We start from the raw sequence: 17792 nt of genomic DNA on the forward strand, positions 1-17792 counted from the left end.
GGATCAGGCCATGAGAGCCGGCAATTTCTGCGGCAAGGAGCGAACCTACAGCATCTCCGAGCTGGCTCAGGAGTTCGACATCACCCCGCGCACCATCCGCTACTACGAGGACGAGGGGCTGATCACCCCGGCCCGGGAGGGGCAGACCCGCATCTACAGCCACAAGGACAGGATCCGCCTGAAATTGACCCTGCGTGGCAAGCGGCTCGGCTTCAGCCTGGCGGAGATCCGCGAGCTGTTCGACATGTATGACACCGACCGCTCGAGCCGGATGCAGTTGCACTCCATGATCCAGCTCATAGAGGCGCGGCGCCACTCCCTGCGCCAGCAGCTCGAAGATATCCAGATGGTGATGGCCGAGCTGGATGCCGCCGAGCAGCGCTGCATCCATTCCCTGAGCGGCTTGAAGACAGACGCGGATTGACGGGTTCTGGGGGCCGCTCGCCCCGAAGTATCTCATGGCACAGATGGGGCCAGGGGGCTGGCAGGCGACCCTGGCCCTGACAAGGCTCGTCTGCTTCAAGGCCTGATTCACCGGGCACCGCTGACCTGCCCGCAGCCCATCCGAGTGGGAGTGAAAGGCTGCCGACGGCTCAATCTCCCTCCCATCCCGAACAAAAAGGCAGGGCCCCACCCTGGTGCGGGAGGCCTAACCTTGCTCAATAATTCAGCTAACCCGGACAGAGCAAGGCGCAGCCCGAGAGCCATACCATGATCGAACGGTGATTAATTGCTACCATGTGCGCATCAAATGGAGACCATCATGCTCAAGCCTCTGCCCGCTCGCCTGTTGCGTTACGCCCTCTATCTCTGCGCCGGTCTGCTCATCTGCGTCACCATCTTGCTCTGGCAAGCCCCCAACCTCATCCAGCGCCACCTGCCGGGCTGGCTCGCCACCCATTATGGTCTGCAGCTCACCCTGGGGAAGATAGAGGTCGGGCTGCGCTCCCCCTCCCTCACCCTGGGGCCCAGCGCCCTGCTCGATGAGCAGCAACATCCCCTGGTGTCGTTCGACGGGTTGCGGCTCATACCCAGACTAAAGGAGAGCTGGCGCCAGAGAGCCCTGGTGCTGGAGGAGCTGACCCTGACCGCCCCCAGGGTGGATCTGGTGCGCCTGGCGGACAACAAGGGAGAGGTTCGCTTCAATCTGACCGAGGTCCTGGCCCCCTTGCTCGACTCCCTGCAGACCAGGGAGTCGACGGCATCGAGCACCGAACCAGTGGTGGTAAGCATCGGCAAGCTGGCCCTGGTCCAGGGGCAATTCCACTACCGGGATAGCCGCAAGCAGCACAGCCCAGGCTGGGTACCGCCCCTGACGCTAGGCAAGATCGCCCTGCAACTGCCCGATTTTTCCAGCGCACCGACGGCCCTCAACCCCTATCGGCTGAGTGCGACCCTCAATGAGAAGAGCCCCCTCAAGGCCGACGGTGAGTTCAACATCATGACGGGGGCCGGCAAGGGGCAGCTCAGCCTCGGCAAGCTGGCCCTCGCCCCCTTGGCCCCGCTCTGGGCCCCCTATGTCAAGGCCACACTGGCCAAGGGAGAGGCCAGCGCCGAGCTGGCGTACCGGCTCACGTCAGGCAAGCAGGGGCTGGCATGGCAGATCTCCAAGGGTGAGCTGACCCTGGCCAACTGGCAGCTCAAGAGAAACAAGGGAAGCGAATTCGCCCGCTTCAACCAGCTGGCCCTGACCGGGATCCGGGTCGATGGCAGCAAGCAGTCCCTCGAGGCCGGGGCCCTCACCCTCAAGGCCCCCGCCGTCACCGCCGTGCTCGATGAGAAGCAGCAACTGGACCTGGCCGCGCTGCTGATCTCGTCGCCCCCCACCAAAGCGGCGGTCAAACAGCCGAAAGCGAGCAAGCCCTGGCGCTGGCAGCTCAAGCAGGCCCGCATCAGCCAGGGGGCGCTCAAGCTGACCGAGTCCAGCAGCGGCAAGCCCCTGCTGCGGGATCTCTCGGGGTTGGAGCTCACTCTGGGGCCCCTCGGCAGCCAACCCGGCCAGAGCAGCCCTCTCACCCTGAAGGGCACCCTGCATCCCCAGGCGACTGTGGCCTTTGATGGCACCCTGGATCTTAGCCCCTTAGCCCTGAACGGCACCCTCAAGCAACAGGGCTTGCCGCTCACCCTGGCCCAGCCCTATCTGCAGGATCTGCTGCGCATCAGCGTGCGGGACGGCCAGCTTGCCAGCCGCACCAAACTGGCCCTGGCCACGGATGACAAGGGGGCCCTCAGCAAGCTGGACGTCAGCGGCGGGCTCGACATCGAGGGGCTCGACGTGCTGGATCGGGCCGACAACCAGCGGCTGCTGCAGATAGACAAGCTGCAACTGAGCGGCCTGCACTATGACGGCATCAGCCAGCAGGTGAAGATAGCCGACATACTGCTGAGCAAACCCTTCGCCCGCATCGAGATAAGCGAAACTGGGGTCACCAACGTCCAGCAGTTGCTGCTGCCGCAACCGGCCAGCAAGCAGAGCGCGCCCGCACCGCACATCCTCATCGACCAGGTCCGCACCACCCAGGGCAACCTGCGATTTGCCGATCGCAGCCTGAGCCCGGAATTCGTGGTGGACATCGCCTCCCTCGCGGGCCAGAGCCGCCACATCACCAATGTCCCGGGGCAGCGCTCCGAGCTCGACTTCAACGGCAAGGTGGACAGATATGCCCCCGTCACCATAAGGGGCGGCGCCAACCTGCTGATCGCCGATCCCGTGCTCGACGTCGCCGTGGCCTTCAACAATCTGGAGCTCACCACCTTCACCCCCTACTCCAGCACTTATGCCGGCTACGCCATCGACAAGGGGCAGCTCTCCATGAAGCTCAACTACAAGTTGCAGGGCAACCGGCTGGAGGGGGACAACGACATCACCATCAAGAAGCTGCAGCTCGGCGAGAAGGTCAAGAGCGAGCAGGCCAAGGATCTGCCTCTGGGTCTTGCCATCGCCCTGCTGAGCGATGCCAGCGGTGTCATCAAGATGAACCTCAAGGTGAAGGGCAACCTGGATCAGCCGGATTTCAGCCTGGGCAACATCTTCTGGGACGTGCTCGGCAACACCCTCGGCAAGGCCATCACCTCCCCCTTCTCCCTGCTGGCCTCCCTGACCGGCGGCACCAAGGATCTCGATGAGCTCCCCTTCCTGCCAGGCGATCCCGCCCTCACCCCGACCCAGCAGAGCAAGCTGACCACCCTGGCCCAGGCACTGAAAGACAGGCCCAGGCTCAGCATGAACATCCGCGGCAAGGTCAACTTCAACCAGGAGCGGCCCCTATTGCAGCGCCAGAAGCTGGAGCGGGTGCTGGCCAAGATCACCGGCAGCCCAGTGGATCTCGCCCTGCTGGAGCAGGACCCCGTCCTGCAGAGTGCCCTGGCCGAGGCCTATGAGGCCAAGTTCAGCGAAAACCTCGGCACCCTGGCCGATCGCCTGACGCTCCCGGCGCAGAGCCCCACCCTGCGCGCCCAGGCGGTGATCCTGTTGCGGGATCAGCAGCTGATCACCGCCAAGTCCCTGCGCAACCTCGCCATGCGCCGGGCCCAGAATACCAAGGAGTATCTGGTGGATACCCAGGGCATCACGCCGGATCGCCTGTTCGTACTCGACAGCCAGGTCAAGGAGACCGACAAGGAAGCCAAGGTGGTCCTCACCCTGGATAATTGAGCCGCTGTGATGGCCCCGCTAAGGGGGATCTTCCCCCTTCTGGCTCGCGCTCTTTGCTAGCCCTGCGCCATCCCCTGTGAAGCGGTGGCGCGGGAGGGTTGATAATCCGGCACACCCTTACAGGCGCTGGGCAGGGCGTTTTTGTGTACCCGCATGTGTGCCCGCACTTTCCCCTCAAGCCGGTTGGCGGCAAATACGCGCGCCTTCCTTCTTGTCCCGCCTTGTCCCGCGCTTTCTGGAAGAGAATTCTCGGCTTCGCTGGCCGGTCTCCTGGGTCGGGACCAGCAGCGCCACACTCTCCTTTACAGCAGCTTCACTCTCACCTCTGCCCGGCCCCAAGTACGCCCCTGCCTGGCGTAGGGACCAGTAACGCAACTCCGGCCTCAACCCTGCCCCAGGGACGTATTTCCTGCGAAACAGGGCGCTGGCAACACCATGCAGCGGAAGGCTCGGGGTCATCAAAGGGGGTTGAACAACTCTTGTCTGATGGCATATGAGATGAATTTTCCACCCGGGCGTCACTTGCTCAAGCTCTCGGCGGAGCCCGCAACCCTGTCATAGCAGCAGAGGTGTATTTTGTTGCCCGCTTTCATTTCGGGAGCCAAGCATACAAAAAAGCAACATTGAAAACGTTATCCATTCACCTGTCGTCTACCTGAATGGCACGAATGGTTGGTCACTTAAAATTTCGTGTCATTTTTTTACCATTTAGCCCCTTCACCCCCTTGCTCGGGACCAAGAGCCTGCCTAAAATCGCGCGTCTTTTATCAACCCCCACCTCTATTTTTTGGAGAACGCCACGTGAGCGAAAAATTGGCCAACCCTGCCCCTCTGGGTCTGATGGGTTTCGGTATGACCACCATTCTGCTGAACATCCATAACGCAGGTTTCTTCCCCATCAGCGCCATGATCCTGGCCATGGGCCTGTGCTATGGCGGTCTGGCCCAGATCATCGCCGGTATCATGGAGTTCAAGCGTGGCAACACCTTCGGTGTCACCGCCTTCATCTCCTACGGCACCTTCTGGTGGAGCCTGGTGTTCCTGCTGGTGATGCCGACCATGGGTCTGGCCGAAGCCACTCCCCACGCCTACATGGGCTGGTACCTGCTGATGTGGGGCATGTTCACCCTCTTCATGCTGGTTGGCACCGTCAACTTCCCGCGCGTGAAGCAGTTCGTGTTCGCCTCCCTGACTGTGCTCTTCTTCCTGCTGGCCGCCCGTGATTTCACCGGCAGCACCCTGATCGGCACCATCGCCGGTTTCGAAGGCATCATCTGCGGTGCCAGCGCCATCTACCTGGCCATGGCCACAGTGATCAACGAGCAGTTTGGCCGCACTGTGCTGCCGATTGGCGATCACAAGAAAGCCGCCGCAGTCCAGCTCAAGGCTGCCGCATAATCTGCCGCGTCCTGGCGCTCGCGCCCATGCAAAAGGCACCCTCGGGTGCCTTTTGTTTTTCTGTCGCCGCAATGCCGGTCAGCTGTGCTGCTCGGCATCTCCCGCCAGTAATCGGGTGGCCGGGAAGCGGGCGGCAGGCTGCTGACCATAGAAGCGGGCGAGCTGCTCGTAGACGGCGGGATAGACGGCCCGCAGGCGCAGGGGCTCGGTGAAGAAGCTCTCGCTGCACACCGCGAAAAACTCGGCGGGGTGGGTGGCGGCATAGGGATCTATCTGCGTCACCTCTCCCCTGGCCAGCTCTGCATTCATCTCATCGAACGCGCTCTGCAGCGCCTGGGTCCATTGCCGCTGATCCATGCCGCTCGGGAGCGGCGGCCCCCCGTCGGCATCCCCCCCCAGCATGTCGAGCTTGTGCGCCAGCTCGTGGATCACCAGGTTGAAGCCATCCCAGTCCCCATCCTGCTGCAGTTCGCTCCAGGCCAGCACCAGGGGCCCCTGAGGCCAGGATTCGCCGGCGTTCTCCTCCTCCCACTCGCTAACCAGCCCGAACTCGTCCTGCACCTCCTGGCGGCGGGTAACGGGCTCGGGGATGATGATCACCTCGTGAAAGCCGCGATACCACTCCAGCCCCAGATGCAAGATGGGCAGCACCGCCTGCAGGGCCAGCACTCCCTGCTGACGGGGGCTGAGCTCGACCCCGAGCTGGGTCAGCGTCTTGCGGGAGAGGAAGTGGCGGGCCAGTTCAATCAACTGCTGCTCTTCATCCTGGGAGAAGCCCTGCAAGATGGGCACGGCCGCCAGGGCCTGCTGCCACTCCAGCGCCTGCGGGGCATGACGCTCCCCGGGAGAGGCAAGACCGAATACCGCTTTCAACCTGGACCAGAACACACAGACTCCTCATGCCACATCAGAATAATTTCACGAACCGTTTCGGCCGCTCGCCATACCCTTGCGCCAGGTAGAAGCGGTGAGCCCCCTCGCGCTTTAGGCTGCTGGAGAGCTCCAGCTGGCTGCAGCCCGAGGCCAGCGCCCGCGCCTCGGCCTCCGCCAGCAGCAGGGCACCCATGCCGCCGCTCCTTGCACCTTCATCGATAACCAGCGCCGAGATCAGGCCCCAGGCTGGTGCAAGGTGCACGGGTTGCAGCCTATGCCAGATCAGCACCCCCACCATGTCCCCATGGCGCTCTGCCACCAGCACCTCCCGAGCGGGATCCGGCTCGGCCAGCCGTCCGTCCACCTCCTCGCCCGGGGTGGGATAACCCAACTGTGCGAACAGCGCTGACAACAGGGCGCCATCCCCCCGCTCGGCGAGACGAATGGTGCAGTTATCTTCTCTCATTGTCACTCCTGGCCTCCTATTTGCACTGTGCCCTGCGGGCCCCTGGATCTGGAAAAGATGCACCTGATGGGTAAGTTCCGAATCTTGTCCAGTTCCACGCACCATTTGTTAATGTCAATTCACAAATTAACAAAGTGACAACACTTTTCACTAGGAAGGGCCGATACAAACCGATATGTTAAATCCCGCGGACTAACCAGTCGAAAGTCCCGCACAATACTGAGTGGCCCCCTTGGTCACCGCATATTTCAATGTTAAGGGAGCGAGGCATATAGACCTCGCCAAGACAGCGCAACAAAGGAGTTGTTGTACATGAATGAGATCGTCAATGCCATCAATGGCGTGATTTGGAGCCCAGCGCTCATCTATCTGTGTCTGGGGGTGGGCCTCTACTTCTCCCTGCGCAGCCGTTTCCTGCAACTGCGCCACATGAAAGAGATGGTGCGCCTGATGTTCCAGGGCAAGGGCAACGATGCCGGTGTCTCCTCCTTCCAGGCACTCTCCATGACCCTGGCCGGTCGGGTCGGTACCGGCAACATCGCCGGCGTCGCCACCGCCATCACCTTCGGGGGCCCGGGCGCCCTGTTCTGGATGTGGATGGTCGCCTTCCTCGGCGCCAGCTCCGCCTTCGTGGAGTCCACCCTGGGTCAGGTCTACAAGGAGAAGATCAACGGTGAATACCGCGGCGGCCCGGCCTTCTACATCGAGAAAGGGCTCGGCATGAAGTGGTACGCCTGGACCTTCGCCATCGCCACCATCTTCGCCTGCGGCGTATTGTTGCCTGGGGTGCAAGCGAACTCTATCGGCTCCAGCCTGCAGACTGCCTTTGACATCGATCCGAACGTCACCGCCGCCGGTCTGGCGCTGCTGCTCGGCTTCATCATCTTCGGCGGCGTCAAGCGCATCGCCAACTTCGCCAGTACAGTGGTGCCCTTCATGGCGTTGGGCTACATCATCGTCGCCTGCGTCATCATCGCCCTCAACATCGGCCAGCTGCCAGGCGTCATCCTGCTGATCTGGAAGAGCGCCTTCGGGATGGAAGCCGGTTTCGGTGCCATTCTGGGTCTGGCCATCATGTGGGGCGTCAAACGCGGCGTCTACTCCAACGAAGCGGCTCAGGGCACAGGCCCGCACGCCTCCTCCGCCGCCGCCGTGAGCCACCCGGCCAAGCAGGGCCTGGTGCAGGCGTTCTCCGTCTACATCGACACCCTGTTCGTCTGCTCCGCCACCGGCTTTATGCTGCTGATCACCGGCCTGTACAACGTACAGGGACCGGACGGCGCCGCCATCTACACCGGCATCGCCGGCATCGCGGCAGGCCCCGGCTATGTGCAGACCGCCATGGAGAGCATGATGCCCGGCTTTGGCAACTACTTCGTCGCCATCGCCCTGTTCTTCTTCGCGTTCACCACCATAGTGGCTTACTACTACATCGCCGAAACCAACATCGCCTTTATCAACCGCAAGATTAACCGTCCCTGGCTCACCTTCCTGCTGAAGATTGCGCTGATGGCTGCCACCGTCTACGGCACCGTCAAAACCGCCGATCTGGCCTGGGGTCTGGGTGACATCGGGGTCGGCCTGATGGCCTGGCTCAACATCGGTGCCATATTGATGCTGCAAAAACCCGCCTTCGCCTGCCTCAAGGATTACGAGGCACAGCTGGCACAGGGGGTTGATCCCGTGTTCCACCCGGAGAAGCTCGGTATCAAGAACGCGGATTACTGGATTGACAACCGCGCCGAGGTAAACCTGATGCGTGAGCAAACCGGCCACCCCTTCGAGGCGGACCCGGATACCGTCAAATAATCAGACGGCACAATGCAAAATGGCAGCTTAGGCTGCCATTTTTATTTGCACTCTCTTGAGGGTGAGCGCCGGTTCAGAGCGCGTTGCGGCGGGGTCCGAACGGCAGCCGCCAGCGAAACAGGCTGTTGAGGGTCGCCCGCCACTGATTGGGGCGCCCCAGGATCTGCTTTTGCAACCGGGTCTCCTCCTTCAACATCACCTCATCGCTGCGGGCCCAGGCCTGATGGTAGAGCTGCTTGATCCCCGCCAGCGCATCCGGCGACTTGGTGATCAGTGTCCTGGCGAACTCCCGCGCCGCGTCGAGGGGATCCTCGCAGACCCGGCTCACCAGCCCGAGCGCCCTGGCCTCCTGGGCATCCAGCTCGCGGCCGCTCATGGCCAGCTCCATGGCGGTGTCCACCCCCATCAGATTGCGCAGGGTGACGCTGCCACTCATGTCGGGGATGATGCCCCACTTGATCTCCATCACCGAGAAGCGGCAATCCGAGGTGCTGAAACGAAAATCGGCCCCGAGCGCTATCTGCAGGCCGCCGCCGAAACAGACCCCCTGGGTCACGGCGATCACCGGCACCGGCAACTGGTGCCAGCCATAGGCGACCCGCTGGGCCAGGTTGGTCGCCTCATCCGCCTCGCGTCTCAATATGTCCAGGGCAGCCACCGGCTGCCTCAGCATGGATTTCACATCCAGCCCGGCGCAGAACGCCCGCCCCTCGCCGTGCAGGATCACAGCCCGCAACCCCTTGTGGCGCGCAAGCTGGTTCAGCGTCTCGTCGATGGCGCCGAACATGTCCCTGTCCAGCGCATTGAGCTTGTCCTCCCGGGTCAGCATCACCTCGGCGATGCCGTCCCGGATCTCGCACCTGATCCTTGGCTTGTCCATTTCCTTCCTCTTCCTTGTGCCGACACTGGTCATACCACAACGTTACCAGAGTGTTATCGGCAGGTACAGGGAAGCCAGCCCGGCTCTGCGACTAAAGTCGGCTGGCCACGCCCTGGCCCCTTTGCCAGACTGGCCCCATGCCCACAGGCCGAGAGTTTTCATGTCACTTCTGTTCGATTTTGCCCGCCCGCCCTTTGACTGCCTGGGCGAGGCTGCCCGTGAACGGCTCGGCCAACGCCTCAGCATCTGCTACTTTCGCGCCGGCCAGACGGTGCAACAGCCGGGGGATGAGCCCCCCGGCCTCTACCTCGTCATCAAGGGCGCGGTGGAGGAGTCGGGGCCCCATCAGCCCTTCGGCGACTATGGCGTGGGGGACATGTTCGACGTGCGCGCCCAGTTCGACGGCCGCTGCCGCCATCGTTTCAGCGCCCTGGAGGACACTCTCTGCCAGCTGATCCCCCGCGACACCTTCCAGGGGTTGTGCGACGCGCACCCCGCCTTTGCACACTATTTCACCGCCACCCTGGCCGAGCGTCAGCAAGAGCAGGAGCGCCGCGGCCAGCTCGGGCAACAGAACCTGGCGGAATTCATCCTGACCCGCATCGACCCAGGCCACCTGCAGCCCCCCCTGCAGCTGGACAGCCAGACCAGTCTGCTGGCCGCCAGCGAAGCCATGGCCAGCCGGGGCACAGATTGCCTGCTCTATCCCGCCGCTGACGGCAGCCTGAGCCTCGCCACCCGCAAGACCCTGCTCCATGCCCTGACCCTCAAGGGGTTGCCTCTGGCGGCGCCGCTGGCGGTGCTGACCCCGGCGCCGCTGATCGGCCTGGCGCAAGGCAGCTATCTGTTCGACGCCCTGTTGCTGATGACCCGCCACCGCATCAAGCGGCTGGTCATCTGGCAGGGGCAGGAGGTGGCGGGAGTTCTGCACCTGACCCAGGTGCTGGGGCTCTTCTCCGCCCACTCCCATGTGCTGACCCTGCGCATCGCCCGGGCAGACAGCCAGGCGGCCCTGGAGGCGGTGGCCCGGGAGCAGCAGCAACTCATTCGCACCCTGTTTGCCCAGGGGATCCATACCCTGTTTCTGATGAAGCTCATCGCCACCATCAACGAGCAGTTGATCGCCAAGGCCTTCGCCCTGGTGATCCCCCCCGAGGTGCAGGAGCAGGTGTGCCTGCTGATGCTGGGCTCGGAGGGGCGCGGTGAGCAGATCCAGAAGACCGATCAGGACAACGCCCTGATCCTGCCGGATGGCCTGCATTGGCCAGATCGGCAAGCCGATCTGGCCGCCTTCAGCGCCCTGCTCGCCCGGCTCGGCTATCCCCCCTGCCCGGGGAAGGTGATGGTCAGCAATCCGGAGTGGGTCAAGGGTGCCCGCCAGTGGCAGGACGAGATAGAGCAGGCATGCGTGGGCGCCAGCGAGGCCGACCTGCTGTGGCTCGCCACCCTGGCCGATGCCCAGGCCATCATGGGGGATCGCCCCCTGCTCGCCCCCCTCGCCCGCCACCTGAGAGAGCGCCTGGCCGACAGGCCGGATCTGCTGGCGGAGATGGCCCGGGCGGCGGTTGCCTTCCACACCCCCCTCACCCTCTTTGGCCGGCTGGAGCAGGCCCCCGAGGGGCTGGATCTCAAGCGTGGCGGCCTCTTCCCCCTGGTGCACGGCCTGCGGGTGCTGGCCCTGGAGGCAGGAGTGCTGGAGACCTCGACCCTGGGGCGGATCGACGCCCTGGTGGCCGCGGGGCGCCTCAGCCCCGACTATGGCGCCAACCTGGCGGAAGCCTTCCGGCTCTTCATCCGCTTGCGACTGCGCAGCCAGCTCAAGGATGGTGGCAGCCGGGTGCAGGTTGCCGAACTCGCGCACGGGGAGCGGGATCTGCTGCGCCACGCCCTGCATCAGGTGAAGAAGTTCCAGCAATGGCTCACCTTGCACTTTCGTCTTAGGCAATAGGCATGTGGCACCACTGGCGACGTCGTTGGCTGGGTCGGGGCTTTTGGGACGGGGAGTTTGCCCCCCTCTTTGCGACGCCCCCCGAGGAGGAGTGGGTGGCGCTGGATTTCGAGACCACCAGCCTGGATCCCACCAAGGCGGAGATCGTTTCCATCGGGGCGGTGCGCATCCAGGGCAACCGGGTGTTGACCGGCGAGGCCCTCACCATCAGGGTGCAGCCACCGGCCAGCCTGAGCGCGCACTCCGTGGTGATCCACGGCCTGCGCCATCAGGATCTGCAACAGGGCATGGCGCTGGAGGCCGCGCTGCGCCTGCTGCTGGCCTTCATCGGGCCCCGCGAACTGGTGGGCTACCACATCGCCTATGATCTGCGGATCCTCAATCTGGCCTGCCAGCGGCACTGGGGGCTACGCCTGCCCCAGCGTGGCATAGAGGTGAGCCGGCGCTATCACGATCAGCTCTTTCGGCGCTATCCCGACGCCGTCATCGACCTGCATCTGGCCGCCATCTGCCAGCATCTGGGGCTGCCGCCCCTGCCCCTTCACGACGCCCTGAGTGACGCCACCACCGCCGCCCTCATCTTCCTGCGCCTGCATCAGGGCGGCCCCCTGGCTTATCCCAAAGTCTAATTGTCCGAAAATAACATTTGCTTCACATTTTGATTACATGAGCAGCCCCCTGCTCGGTAGGGACACCCTTCAATCACAGCTGACACAACCGTCACGGAGAACTGCAATGGAACAGCAACGTTATCTGAGGATCCAGCAAGATCCCAACTTCAAGGAGCTGGTCAGCAAACGCCAGCGCTTCGCCTGGACCCTCTCCATCCTGATGCTGGGGCTCTACCTGGCGTTCATCCTGCTCATCGCCTTCGCCCCGGGCTGGCTCGGCACCCCGCTCAGCGAAGGCTCCAGCATCACCCGCGGCATCCCGGTTGGCGTGGGCCTCATCGTCTCCTCCTTCGTGCTGACGGGCATCTATGTGCTGCGGGCCAACGGCGAATTTGACGAGCTGAACCAGAAGATCCTCAAGGGAGTGCAATCATGAAAGGCAAGTCTCTGCTGCTGCTCACCGGCCTGGTCTCCACCCCCTTGCTGGCGGCCGATGCGCTGACCGGCGAGGTGCAACGCCAGCCCCTCAACATCTCGGCCATAGTGATGTTCGTGGCCTTCGTGGCCGCCACCCTGTTCATCACCTACTGGGCTTCCAAGCGCAACCGCTCGGCCTCCGACTACTATGCAGCCGGCGGTCGCATCACCGGCTTCCAGAACGGTCTGGCCATCGCCGGTGACTACATGTCCGCCGCCTCCTTCCTCGGCATCTCCGCCCTGGTCTACACCTCGGGCTATGACGGCCTCATCTACTCCATCGGCTTCCTGGTGGGCTGGCCCATCATACTGTTCCTGATAGCGGAAAGGCTGCGCAACCTCGGCAAGTACACCTTCGCCGACGTCGCCTCCTACCGCCTCAAGCAGACCTCGGTACGCAGCCTCTCCGCCAGCGGCTCCCTGGTGGTGGTGGCCCTCTACCTCATCGCCCAGATGGTGGGTGCCGGCAAGCTCATCGAGCTGCTGTTCGGCCTGCAATACCATGTGGCCGTGGTGCTGGTCGGCATACTGATGGTGCTCTACGTGCTGTTCGGCGGCATGCTGGCCACCACCTGGGTCCAAATCATCAAGGCGGTCATGCTGCTCTCCGGCGCCTCCTTCATGGCCATCATGGTGATGAAGTCCGTCAACTTCGACATCGGCGCCCTGTTCAGTGAAGCGGTCAAGGTCCATGCCAATGGCGCCGCCATCATGAGCCCGGGTGGCCTGGTGGCCGACCCCATCTCCGCCATCTCCCTCGGGCTGGCCCTGATGTTCGGCACAGCCGGTCTGCCCCACATCCTGATGCGTTTCTTCACCGTGAGCGACGCCAAGGAAGCCCGTAAATCGGTGTTCTATGCCACCGGCTTCATCGGCTACTTCTACATCCTGACCTTCATCATCGGTTTCGGTGCCATCCTGCTGGTCAGCACCAACCCGGACTTCAAGGATGCCACCGGCGCCCTGCTGGGGGGTACCAACATGGCCGCCGTCCATCTGGCCGACGCCGTGGGTGGCAGCCTGTTCCTCGGCTTCATCTCCGCCGTGGCCTTCGCCACCATACTCGCCGTGGTCGCAGGGCTGACCCTGGCGGGTGCCTCTGCGGTCTCCCACGACCTCTATGCCTGCGTCATCAAGGAAGGCAAGGCCAACGAAGCCGACGAACTGCGCGTCTCCAAGATGACTACGCTAGTGCTGGGTGTGGTCGCCATCGGTCTGGGCATACTGTTCGAGAAGCAGAACATCGCCTTCATGGTGGGTCTGGCCTTCTCCATCGCCGCAAGCTGCAACTTCCCGGTGCTCTTCCTCTCCATGTTCTGGTCCCGCCTCACCACTCGTGGCGCCGTCTACGGTGGCTGGCTGGGCCTCATCAGCGCCGTGACCCTGATGATCCTGGGCCCGACCGTGTGGGTGAAGGTGCTGGGCCATGCCCAGGCCATCTTCCCCTACGAGTACCCGGCGCTCTTCTCCATGGGGTTGGCCTTCGTCGGGATCTGGTTCTTCTCGGTCACCGACAAGTCCCAGAACGCCAGCGAGGAACACCAGAAGTTCTTCCCGCAATTCGTCCGCTCCCAGACCGGGCTCGGTGCCTCCGGCGCCTCCGCCCACTAAGGTTGTCTGACCGCCCCAAAGCCGGCCCTGTGCCGGCTTTTCTTATTCCGGGCCTCCCCTCTCGCCTCCCCTTTCCCGCACTCCCGGCAAGTGGCGGCTTTCTCGCCAGCCGGCCCCCGGTGCAATGGGCCCCGATCACAGTTCTTGCTAAAACTTTCGGGGGATCTGTGCCATAATGCGCGCCATTTGACAGACAACCTGGGACATCTCCTTTGTTAAGCAGCAACAACATCACCATGCAGTTCGGCGCCAAGCCGCTGTTTGAGAACATCAGCGTCAAGTTTGGCGGCGGCAACCGCTACGGCCTCATAGGCGCAAACGGCTGTGGCAAGTCCACCTTCATGAAGATCCTCGGCGGCGATCTGGAGCCCACTGGCGGTAATGTGAGCCTGGACGTCAACGAGCGCATCGGTAAGTTGCGCCAGGATCAGTTCGCCTACGAAGAGATGCGCGTGCTGGACGTGGTCATGATGGGCCATAGCGAGTTGTGGGCCGCCATCGCCGAGCGCGATGCCATCTATGCCAACCTCGAAGCCACCGACGACGACTACATGAAGGCCGCCGAGCTGGAAGGCCTGGTCGCCGAGTATGACGGTTACACCGCCGAGGCCCGCGCCGGCGAGCTGCTGCTGGGTGCCGGCATCCCCATCGAGCTGCACAACGGCCCCATGAGCGAAGTGGCCCCGGGCTGGAAACTGCGGGTGCTGCTGGCACAAGCGCTGTTCTCCAACCCCGACATCCTGCTGCTGGACGAGCCGACCAACAACCTGGACATCAACACCATTCGCTGGCTGGAGCAGGTGCTCAACGATCGTGAAAGCACCATGATCATCATCTCTCACGACCGTCACTTCCTGAACTCCGTCTGCACCCACATGGCGGATCTGGACTACGGCGAGCTGCGCGTCTACCCGGGCAACTACGACGAGTACATGACGGCGGCCACCCAGGCACGCGAGCGTCTGATCTCCGACAACGCCAAGAAGAAGGCCCAGATTGCCGACCTGCAATCCTTCGTCTCCCGATTCAGTGCCAACGCCTCCAAGTCGAGCCAGGCCACCTCCCGCCTCAAGCAGATCGACAAGATCAAGATTGAGGAAGTGAAGGTCTCCAGCCGTCAGAACCCCTTCATCCGCTTCGAGCAGGACAAGAAGCTGTACCGCAACATCCTGGAAGTGGAAGGGGTGTCCAAGGGTTATGGTGAGGCGCCGCTGTTCAAGGGCCTGAGCATGATGCTGGAAGTGGGCGAGAAGGTCGCCATCCTGGGTACCAACGGCATAGGTAAATCCACCCTGATCAAGACCCTCATGGGCGAGCTGGCGCCGGACAGCGGCACCATCAAGTGGTCCGAGAATGCCCAGATCGGCTACTACGCCCAGGATCACGCCGACGATTTCGACACCGATCTCAACGTGTTCGACTGGATGGCCCAGTGGAAACAGGCCAACGAAGATGAACAGGCGGTGCGCTCAGTGCTGGGTCGTCTGCTGTTCACCCAGGACGACATCAAGAAGCCGGTCAAGGTGCTCTCCGGTGGCGAGCAGGGCCGCATGCTGTTCGGCAAGCTGATGATGCAGCGTCCCAACATCCTGATCATGGATGAGCCGACCAACCACCTGGACATGGAATCCATCGAATCCTTGAACTTGGCGTTGGAGATGTACCAAGGCACCCTGATCTTCGTCTCTCACGACCGTGAGTTCGTGTCGTCCCTGGCGACCCGCATCATGGAACTGACCGAGAACGGTATCCGCGACTTCGGCGGTACCTACGAGGATTACCTGCGCAGCCAAGGCGTGGTGTAACCCCCCGGGTTTTCCATCATGAAACCGGCGCCAATGGCGCCGGTTTTTTTATGCCTCCACGCCCCCCTCTGCGAGCGGCTCCCACTGCAAGAGAAGGATTGGGGATAGGGAGACAGCGCGCTGTTATGCCCTATCCGGCTTATCCCCTGCCAGGATAGGCAGCACAAGCCCGTGCCAGTCCCCTTCCCTCTTCAGCCCGCCCGCGCTTGCCGAGCGAAGCATTGTCGGGACATAAAAAAACGGCTCCATCAAGGAGCCGTTTTCAATTGAGGGCAAGGGTCGATTACTCGACGGTCGCCTCCACGTCGGTGAAGTACTCAATCTTGGCCGCTTTGCGCAGCTCGTCGATCAGCGACTTGTAGTCGGCCTGGGCCTTGCCCTGACCGAGCTGGCCTTGCAGCAGGCTCACCATCTGGGACGGCTCCTTGGTCACATTGACCTTGTCCAGCGCCACCACCACGCGATCGCCATTGGCTTCGGCCACCAGCTCGACGCTCGGCTTGCCATCCTTCGGATGGGGCATGCGGAACGCCTGAGCCAGCAGGTTCTGATCCATCTCCTGGGCGAAGCGGGAGACACCCTTGTGGCTCTCCACCTTCAGCCCGAGGGCGGTCAGATCGGCCTGGATGTCCTCGCCGGCGTGCAGCTTGTCGAGCAGGCCCTGGGCCTTGCCACGGGCTACTTCGCTGGCCTTCTCATGCTTGATGGCCGCAATCACCTGGTCTTTCACCTCCGCCAGCGGCTTGGCCGCCTTGGGCTGGTGACCCATGATGTGCAGCACCAGCGCCTTGCCATCGGCGAGCTCGATCACATCCGAGTTGGTGTTGTCATCACGCAGCTGTTCGGAGAACGCCACCGCCAGCACCTTGGGATCATTGAGGGGCGCCTGGGCATCGGCCTGGCTGAAGTAATCAGACGAGACCACCTTCATACCCATGGCTTCGGCGGTCAAGTCCAGCGAATCCGGGTTCTCGAAGCTGCTGTCGGCCATCTTCTGCTGCTCGGCGAAGAACAGCTCCTTGGCCTTGTCCGCTTGCAGACGGGTGATGGTTTCGCTCATCACATCCACGAACGGCTTGGTCTTGGCAGGCTCGACGGCCAGCAGCTTGATGATGTGGAAACCGAACGGGCTCTTGACCACAGCGGAGAGATCCCCCGCCTTGGCCAGCGCAAAGGCAGCCTGCTCGAAGGCCGGATCCATCACTCCTTTCTCGAACCAGTCCAGTTCGCCGCCCTTCTTAGCAGAGAAGGTATCGCTGGAGTTGGCTTTGGCCAGGGTAGCGAATTCTTCACCGCCCTTGACCTTGGCCAGCAGCTCGTCGGCCTGCTTCTGGGCCGCCTTCTCATCCTTGCCGAAGGGGATCAGGATGTGTGCCACACGGCGACGCTCGGCACGCTGGAACAGGTCCTGGTGCTGATCGTAGTAATCCTGGGCATCCTGCTCGGTCACCTTGATGTTCTTGCCAAGGTTGGCGGCATCGAGCAGCAGGTAGTCGACCTTGATCTTCTCGTCTTTCATGAAACGGCCGCTGTTGGCCTTGTAGAACTGATCCACCTCTGCGTCGCTCACCTCGACCTCACCCATGTAGGCGGAGGCAGCCAGGCGCACCAGGCGCAGGTCCCGGGTCTGGTTGTAGAGCTTGTCGAGCTGCTCGGCCTCGCCCTTGAGGGCGAACTCGGAGCCCAGCAGGGCGCCCATCAATTGCTGGCGCACCATGTCCTGGCGCAGGGAGTCGCGGAACATCTCGGGGGTCATGCCGGCACGGCGGATCAGCTGCAGGTAACGATCGTTGTTGAACTTGCCGTCCTCGGCAAACTCCGGCATCTCCACGATGGCCTGCTTGATCTGCTCGTCACTGACCCGCAGGCCGAGCTGACGGGCCTTGTCATCGATCAGCGCCTGATCGATCAGCCTGTCCAGCACGCCGCGGCGGAACTGTTTCATGTAGTCAGGGTTGGCGGCCAGCTGGTTGAAGGCCTCACCCATTTGGGATTCCATGCGGGCCCGCTCGTTGCGATAGGCATTCTCCAGTGCGGGGGCACTGATGTCATTGCCGTTGACGGTAGCGGGGGCGGTACGTGCCGGGCCATTGAGGTAGCTGCCTACACCGGCCAAGGCAAAGGAGAGGATGATCAGGCCCAAGATAACCTTGGCTACCTTGCCCTGCGCCCCTTCGCGTAGTTTATCCAACATCATGTTTGTACTTATGCTCCCGAACTCGATGGGCATGAATAATGAAAAGGCGCACCGATTGCGAT

13 protein-coding genes are annotated in these 17792 nt (G+C 62.8%); 9 read left to right on the forward strand and 4 right to left on the reverse strand.

Annotated features, from left to right (window positions below; translation table 11 throughout):
* The first annotated feature begins 10 nt into the window (after positions 1-10).
* The 3 genes from Aeroheme_RS11515 (at position 11) to Aeroheme_RS11525 (ending at position 5053) form a co-directional block, all read left to right on the forward strand.
* Positions 11-424 carry a MerR family transcriptional regulator gene (locus Aeroheme_RS11515; RefSeq protein ID WP_106887960.1) on the forward strand — a complete coding sequence of 138 codons (414 nt, stop codon included), beginning with the start codon at positions 11-13 and terminating at the stop codon, positions 422-424.
* Between the two features lie 327 nt (positions 425-751).
* Positions 752-3655, forward strand: coding sequence for a DUF748 domain-containing protein (locus Aeroheme_RS11520; RefSeq protein ID WP_411165882.1), 2904 nt, complete (start codon positions 752-754; stop codon positions 3653-3655).
* Positions 3656-4456: 801 nt separating this feature from the next.
* Entirely contained in the window at positions 4457-5053 is a 597-nt protein-coding gene (locus tag Aeroheme_RS11525; RefSeq protein WP_005315399.1) for an acetate uptake transporter, read from the forward strand.
* Positions 5054-5131: 78 nt separating this feature from the next.
* Here the strand turns inward: Aeroheme_RS11525 and Aeroheme_RS11530 are convergent, their stop codons facing one another.
* Entirely contained in the window at positions 5132-5941 is an 810-nt protein-coding gene (locus Aeroheme_RS11530; protein ID WP_163136873.1) for a zinc-dependent peptidase, read from the reverse strand.
* A 19-nt stretch (positions 5942-5960) separates the two neighbouring features.
* Positions 5961-6392, reverse strand: coding sequence for a GNAT family N-acetyltransferase (locus Aeroheme_RS11535; protein ID WP_234677479.1), 432 nt, complete (start codon positions 6390-6392; stop codon positions 5961-5963).
* Between the two features lie 312 nt (positions 6393-6704).
* Here Aeroheme_RS11535 and Aeroheme_RS11540 point away from each other — a divergent pair, with 312 nt between their 5' ends.
* Entirely contained in the window at positions 6705-8201 is a 1497-nt protein-coding gene (locus Aeroheme_RS11540; RefSeq protein WP_163136877.1) for an alanine/glycine:cation symporter family protein, read from the forward strand.
* Positions 8202-8274: 73 nt separating this feature from the next.
* Here the strand turns inward: Aeroheme_RS11540 and Aeroheme_RS11545 are convergent, their stop codons facing one another.
* Positions 8275-9081 carry a crotonase/enoyl-CoA hydratase family protein gene (locus Aeroheme_RS11545; RefSeq protein WP_411165883.1) on the reverse strand — a complete coding sequence of 269 codons (807 nt, stop codon included), beginning with the start codon at positions 9079-9081 and terminating at the stop codon, positions 8275-8277.
* Between the two features lie 160 nt (positions 9082-9241).
* On the opposite strand from Aeroheme_RS11545, the gene Aeroheme_RS11550 reads away from it, so the two are divergent.
* The 5 genes from Aeroheme_RS11550 (at position 9242) to Aeroheme_RS11570 (ending at position 15533) form a co-directional block, all read left to right on the forward strand.
* Positions 9242-11029 (forward strand): putative nucleotidyltransferase substrate binding domain-containing protein, encoded by a 1788-nt coding sequence (locus Aeroheme_RS11550; protein ID WP_411165884.1) that lies wholly within the window; start codon positions 9242-9244, stop codon positions 11027-11029.
* A gap of 2 nt (positions 11030-11031) precedes the next feature.
* Positions 11032-11658 (forward strand): 3'-5' exonuclease, encoded by a 627-nt coding sequence (locus Aeroheme_RS11555; protein ID WP_411165885.1) that lies wholly within the window; start codon positions 11032-11034, stop codon positions 11656-11658.
* A gap of 106 nt (positions 11659-11764) precedes the next feature.
* The gene (locus tag Aeroheme_RS11560) at positions 11765-12076 is read left to right on the forward strand and encodes a DUF485 domain-containing protein (RefSeq protein WP_111912022.1); all 312 of its coding nucleotides are present in this window, start codon (positions 11765-11767) and stop codon (positions 12074-12076) included.
* A complete protein-coding gene (locus Aeroheme_RS11565; RefSeq protein ID WP_106886929.1) occupies positions 12073-13728 on the forward strand; it encodes a cation acetate symporter in 1656 nt (551 codons plus the stop codon). The genes Aeroheme_RS11560 and Aeroheme_RS11565 overlap by 4 nt, the downstream gene beginning before the upstream one ends.
* A 212-nt stretch (positions 13729-13940) precedes the next feature.
* Positions 13941-15533, forward strand: coding sequence for an ABC-F family ATPase (locus tag Aeroheme_RS11570; protein ID WP_106886930.1), 1593 nt, complete (start codon positions 13941-13943; stop codon positions 15531-15533).
* Positions 15534-15816: 283 nt separating this feature from the next.
* Here the strand turns inward: Aeroheme_RS11570 and ppiD are convergent, their stop codons facing one another.
* A complete protein-coding gene (gene ppiD, locus Aeroheme_RS11575) occupies positions 15817-17730 on the reverse strand; it encodes a peptidylprolyl isomerase (protein WP_411165886.1) in 1914 nt (637 codons plus the stop codon).
* Positions 17731-17792: the final 62 nt, after the last annotated feature.

It is taken from the genome of Aeromonas sp. DSM 116730, from assembly GCF_046581335.1.
Classification (GTDB): Bacteria; Pseudomonadota; Gammaproteobacteria; order Enterobacterales; family Aeromonadaceae; genus Aeromonas; species Aeromonas rivipollensis.

Excerpts from the sequence above, each read along its gene's own strand:
- Aeroheme_RS11515 (WP_106887960.1), top strand. The coding sequence starts at position 11 with ATGAGAGCCGGCAATTTCTGCGGCAAGGAGCGAACCTACAGCATCTCC.
- Aeroheme_RS11520 (WP_411165882.1), top strand. The coding sequence starts at position 752 with ATGGAGACCATCATGCTCAAGCCTCTGCCCGCTCGCCTGTTGCGTTAC.
- Aeroheme_RS11535 (WP_234677479.1), bottom strand. The coding sequence starts at position 6,392 with ATGAGAGAAGATAACTGCACCATTCGTCTCGCCGAGCGGGGGGATGGC.
- Aeroheme_RS11540 (WP_163136877.1), top strand. The coding sequence starts at position 6,705 with ATGAATGAGATCGTCAATGCCATCAATGGCGTGATTTGGAGCCCAGCG.
- Aeroheme_RS11545 (WP_411165883.1), bottom strand. The coding sequence starts at position 9,081 with ATGGACAAGCCAAGGATCAGGTGCGAGATCCGGGACGGCATCGCCGAG.
- Aeroheme_RS11550 (WP_411165884.1), top strand. The coding sequence starts at position 9,242 with ATGTCACTTCTGTTCGATTTTGCCCGCCCGCCCTTTGACTGCCTGGGC.
- Aeroheme_RS11555 (WP_411165885.1), top strand. The coding sequence starts at position 11,032 with ATGTGGCACCACTGGCGACGTCGTTGGCTGGGTCGGGGCTTTTGGGAC.
- Aeroheme_RS11560 (WP_111912022.1), top strand. The coding sequence starts at position 11,765 with ATGGAACAGCAACGTTATCTGAGGATCCAGCAAGATCCCAACTTCAAG.
- Aeroheme_RS11565 (WP_106886929.1), top strand. The coding sequence starts at position 12,073 with ATGAAAGGCAAGTCTCTGCTGCTGCTCACCGGCCTGGTCTCCACCCCC.
- ppiD (WP_411165886.1), bottom strand. The coding sequence starts at position 17,730 with ATGATGTTGGATAAACTACGCGAAGGGGCGCAGGGCAAGGTAGCCAAG.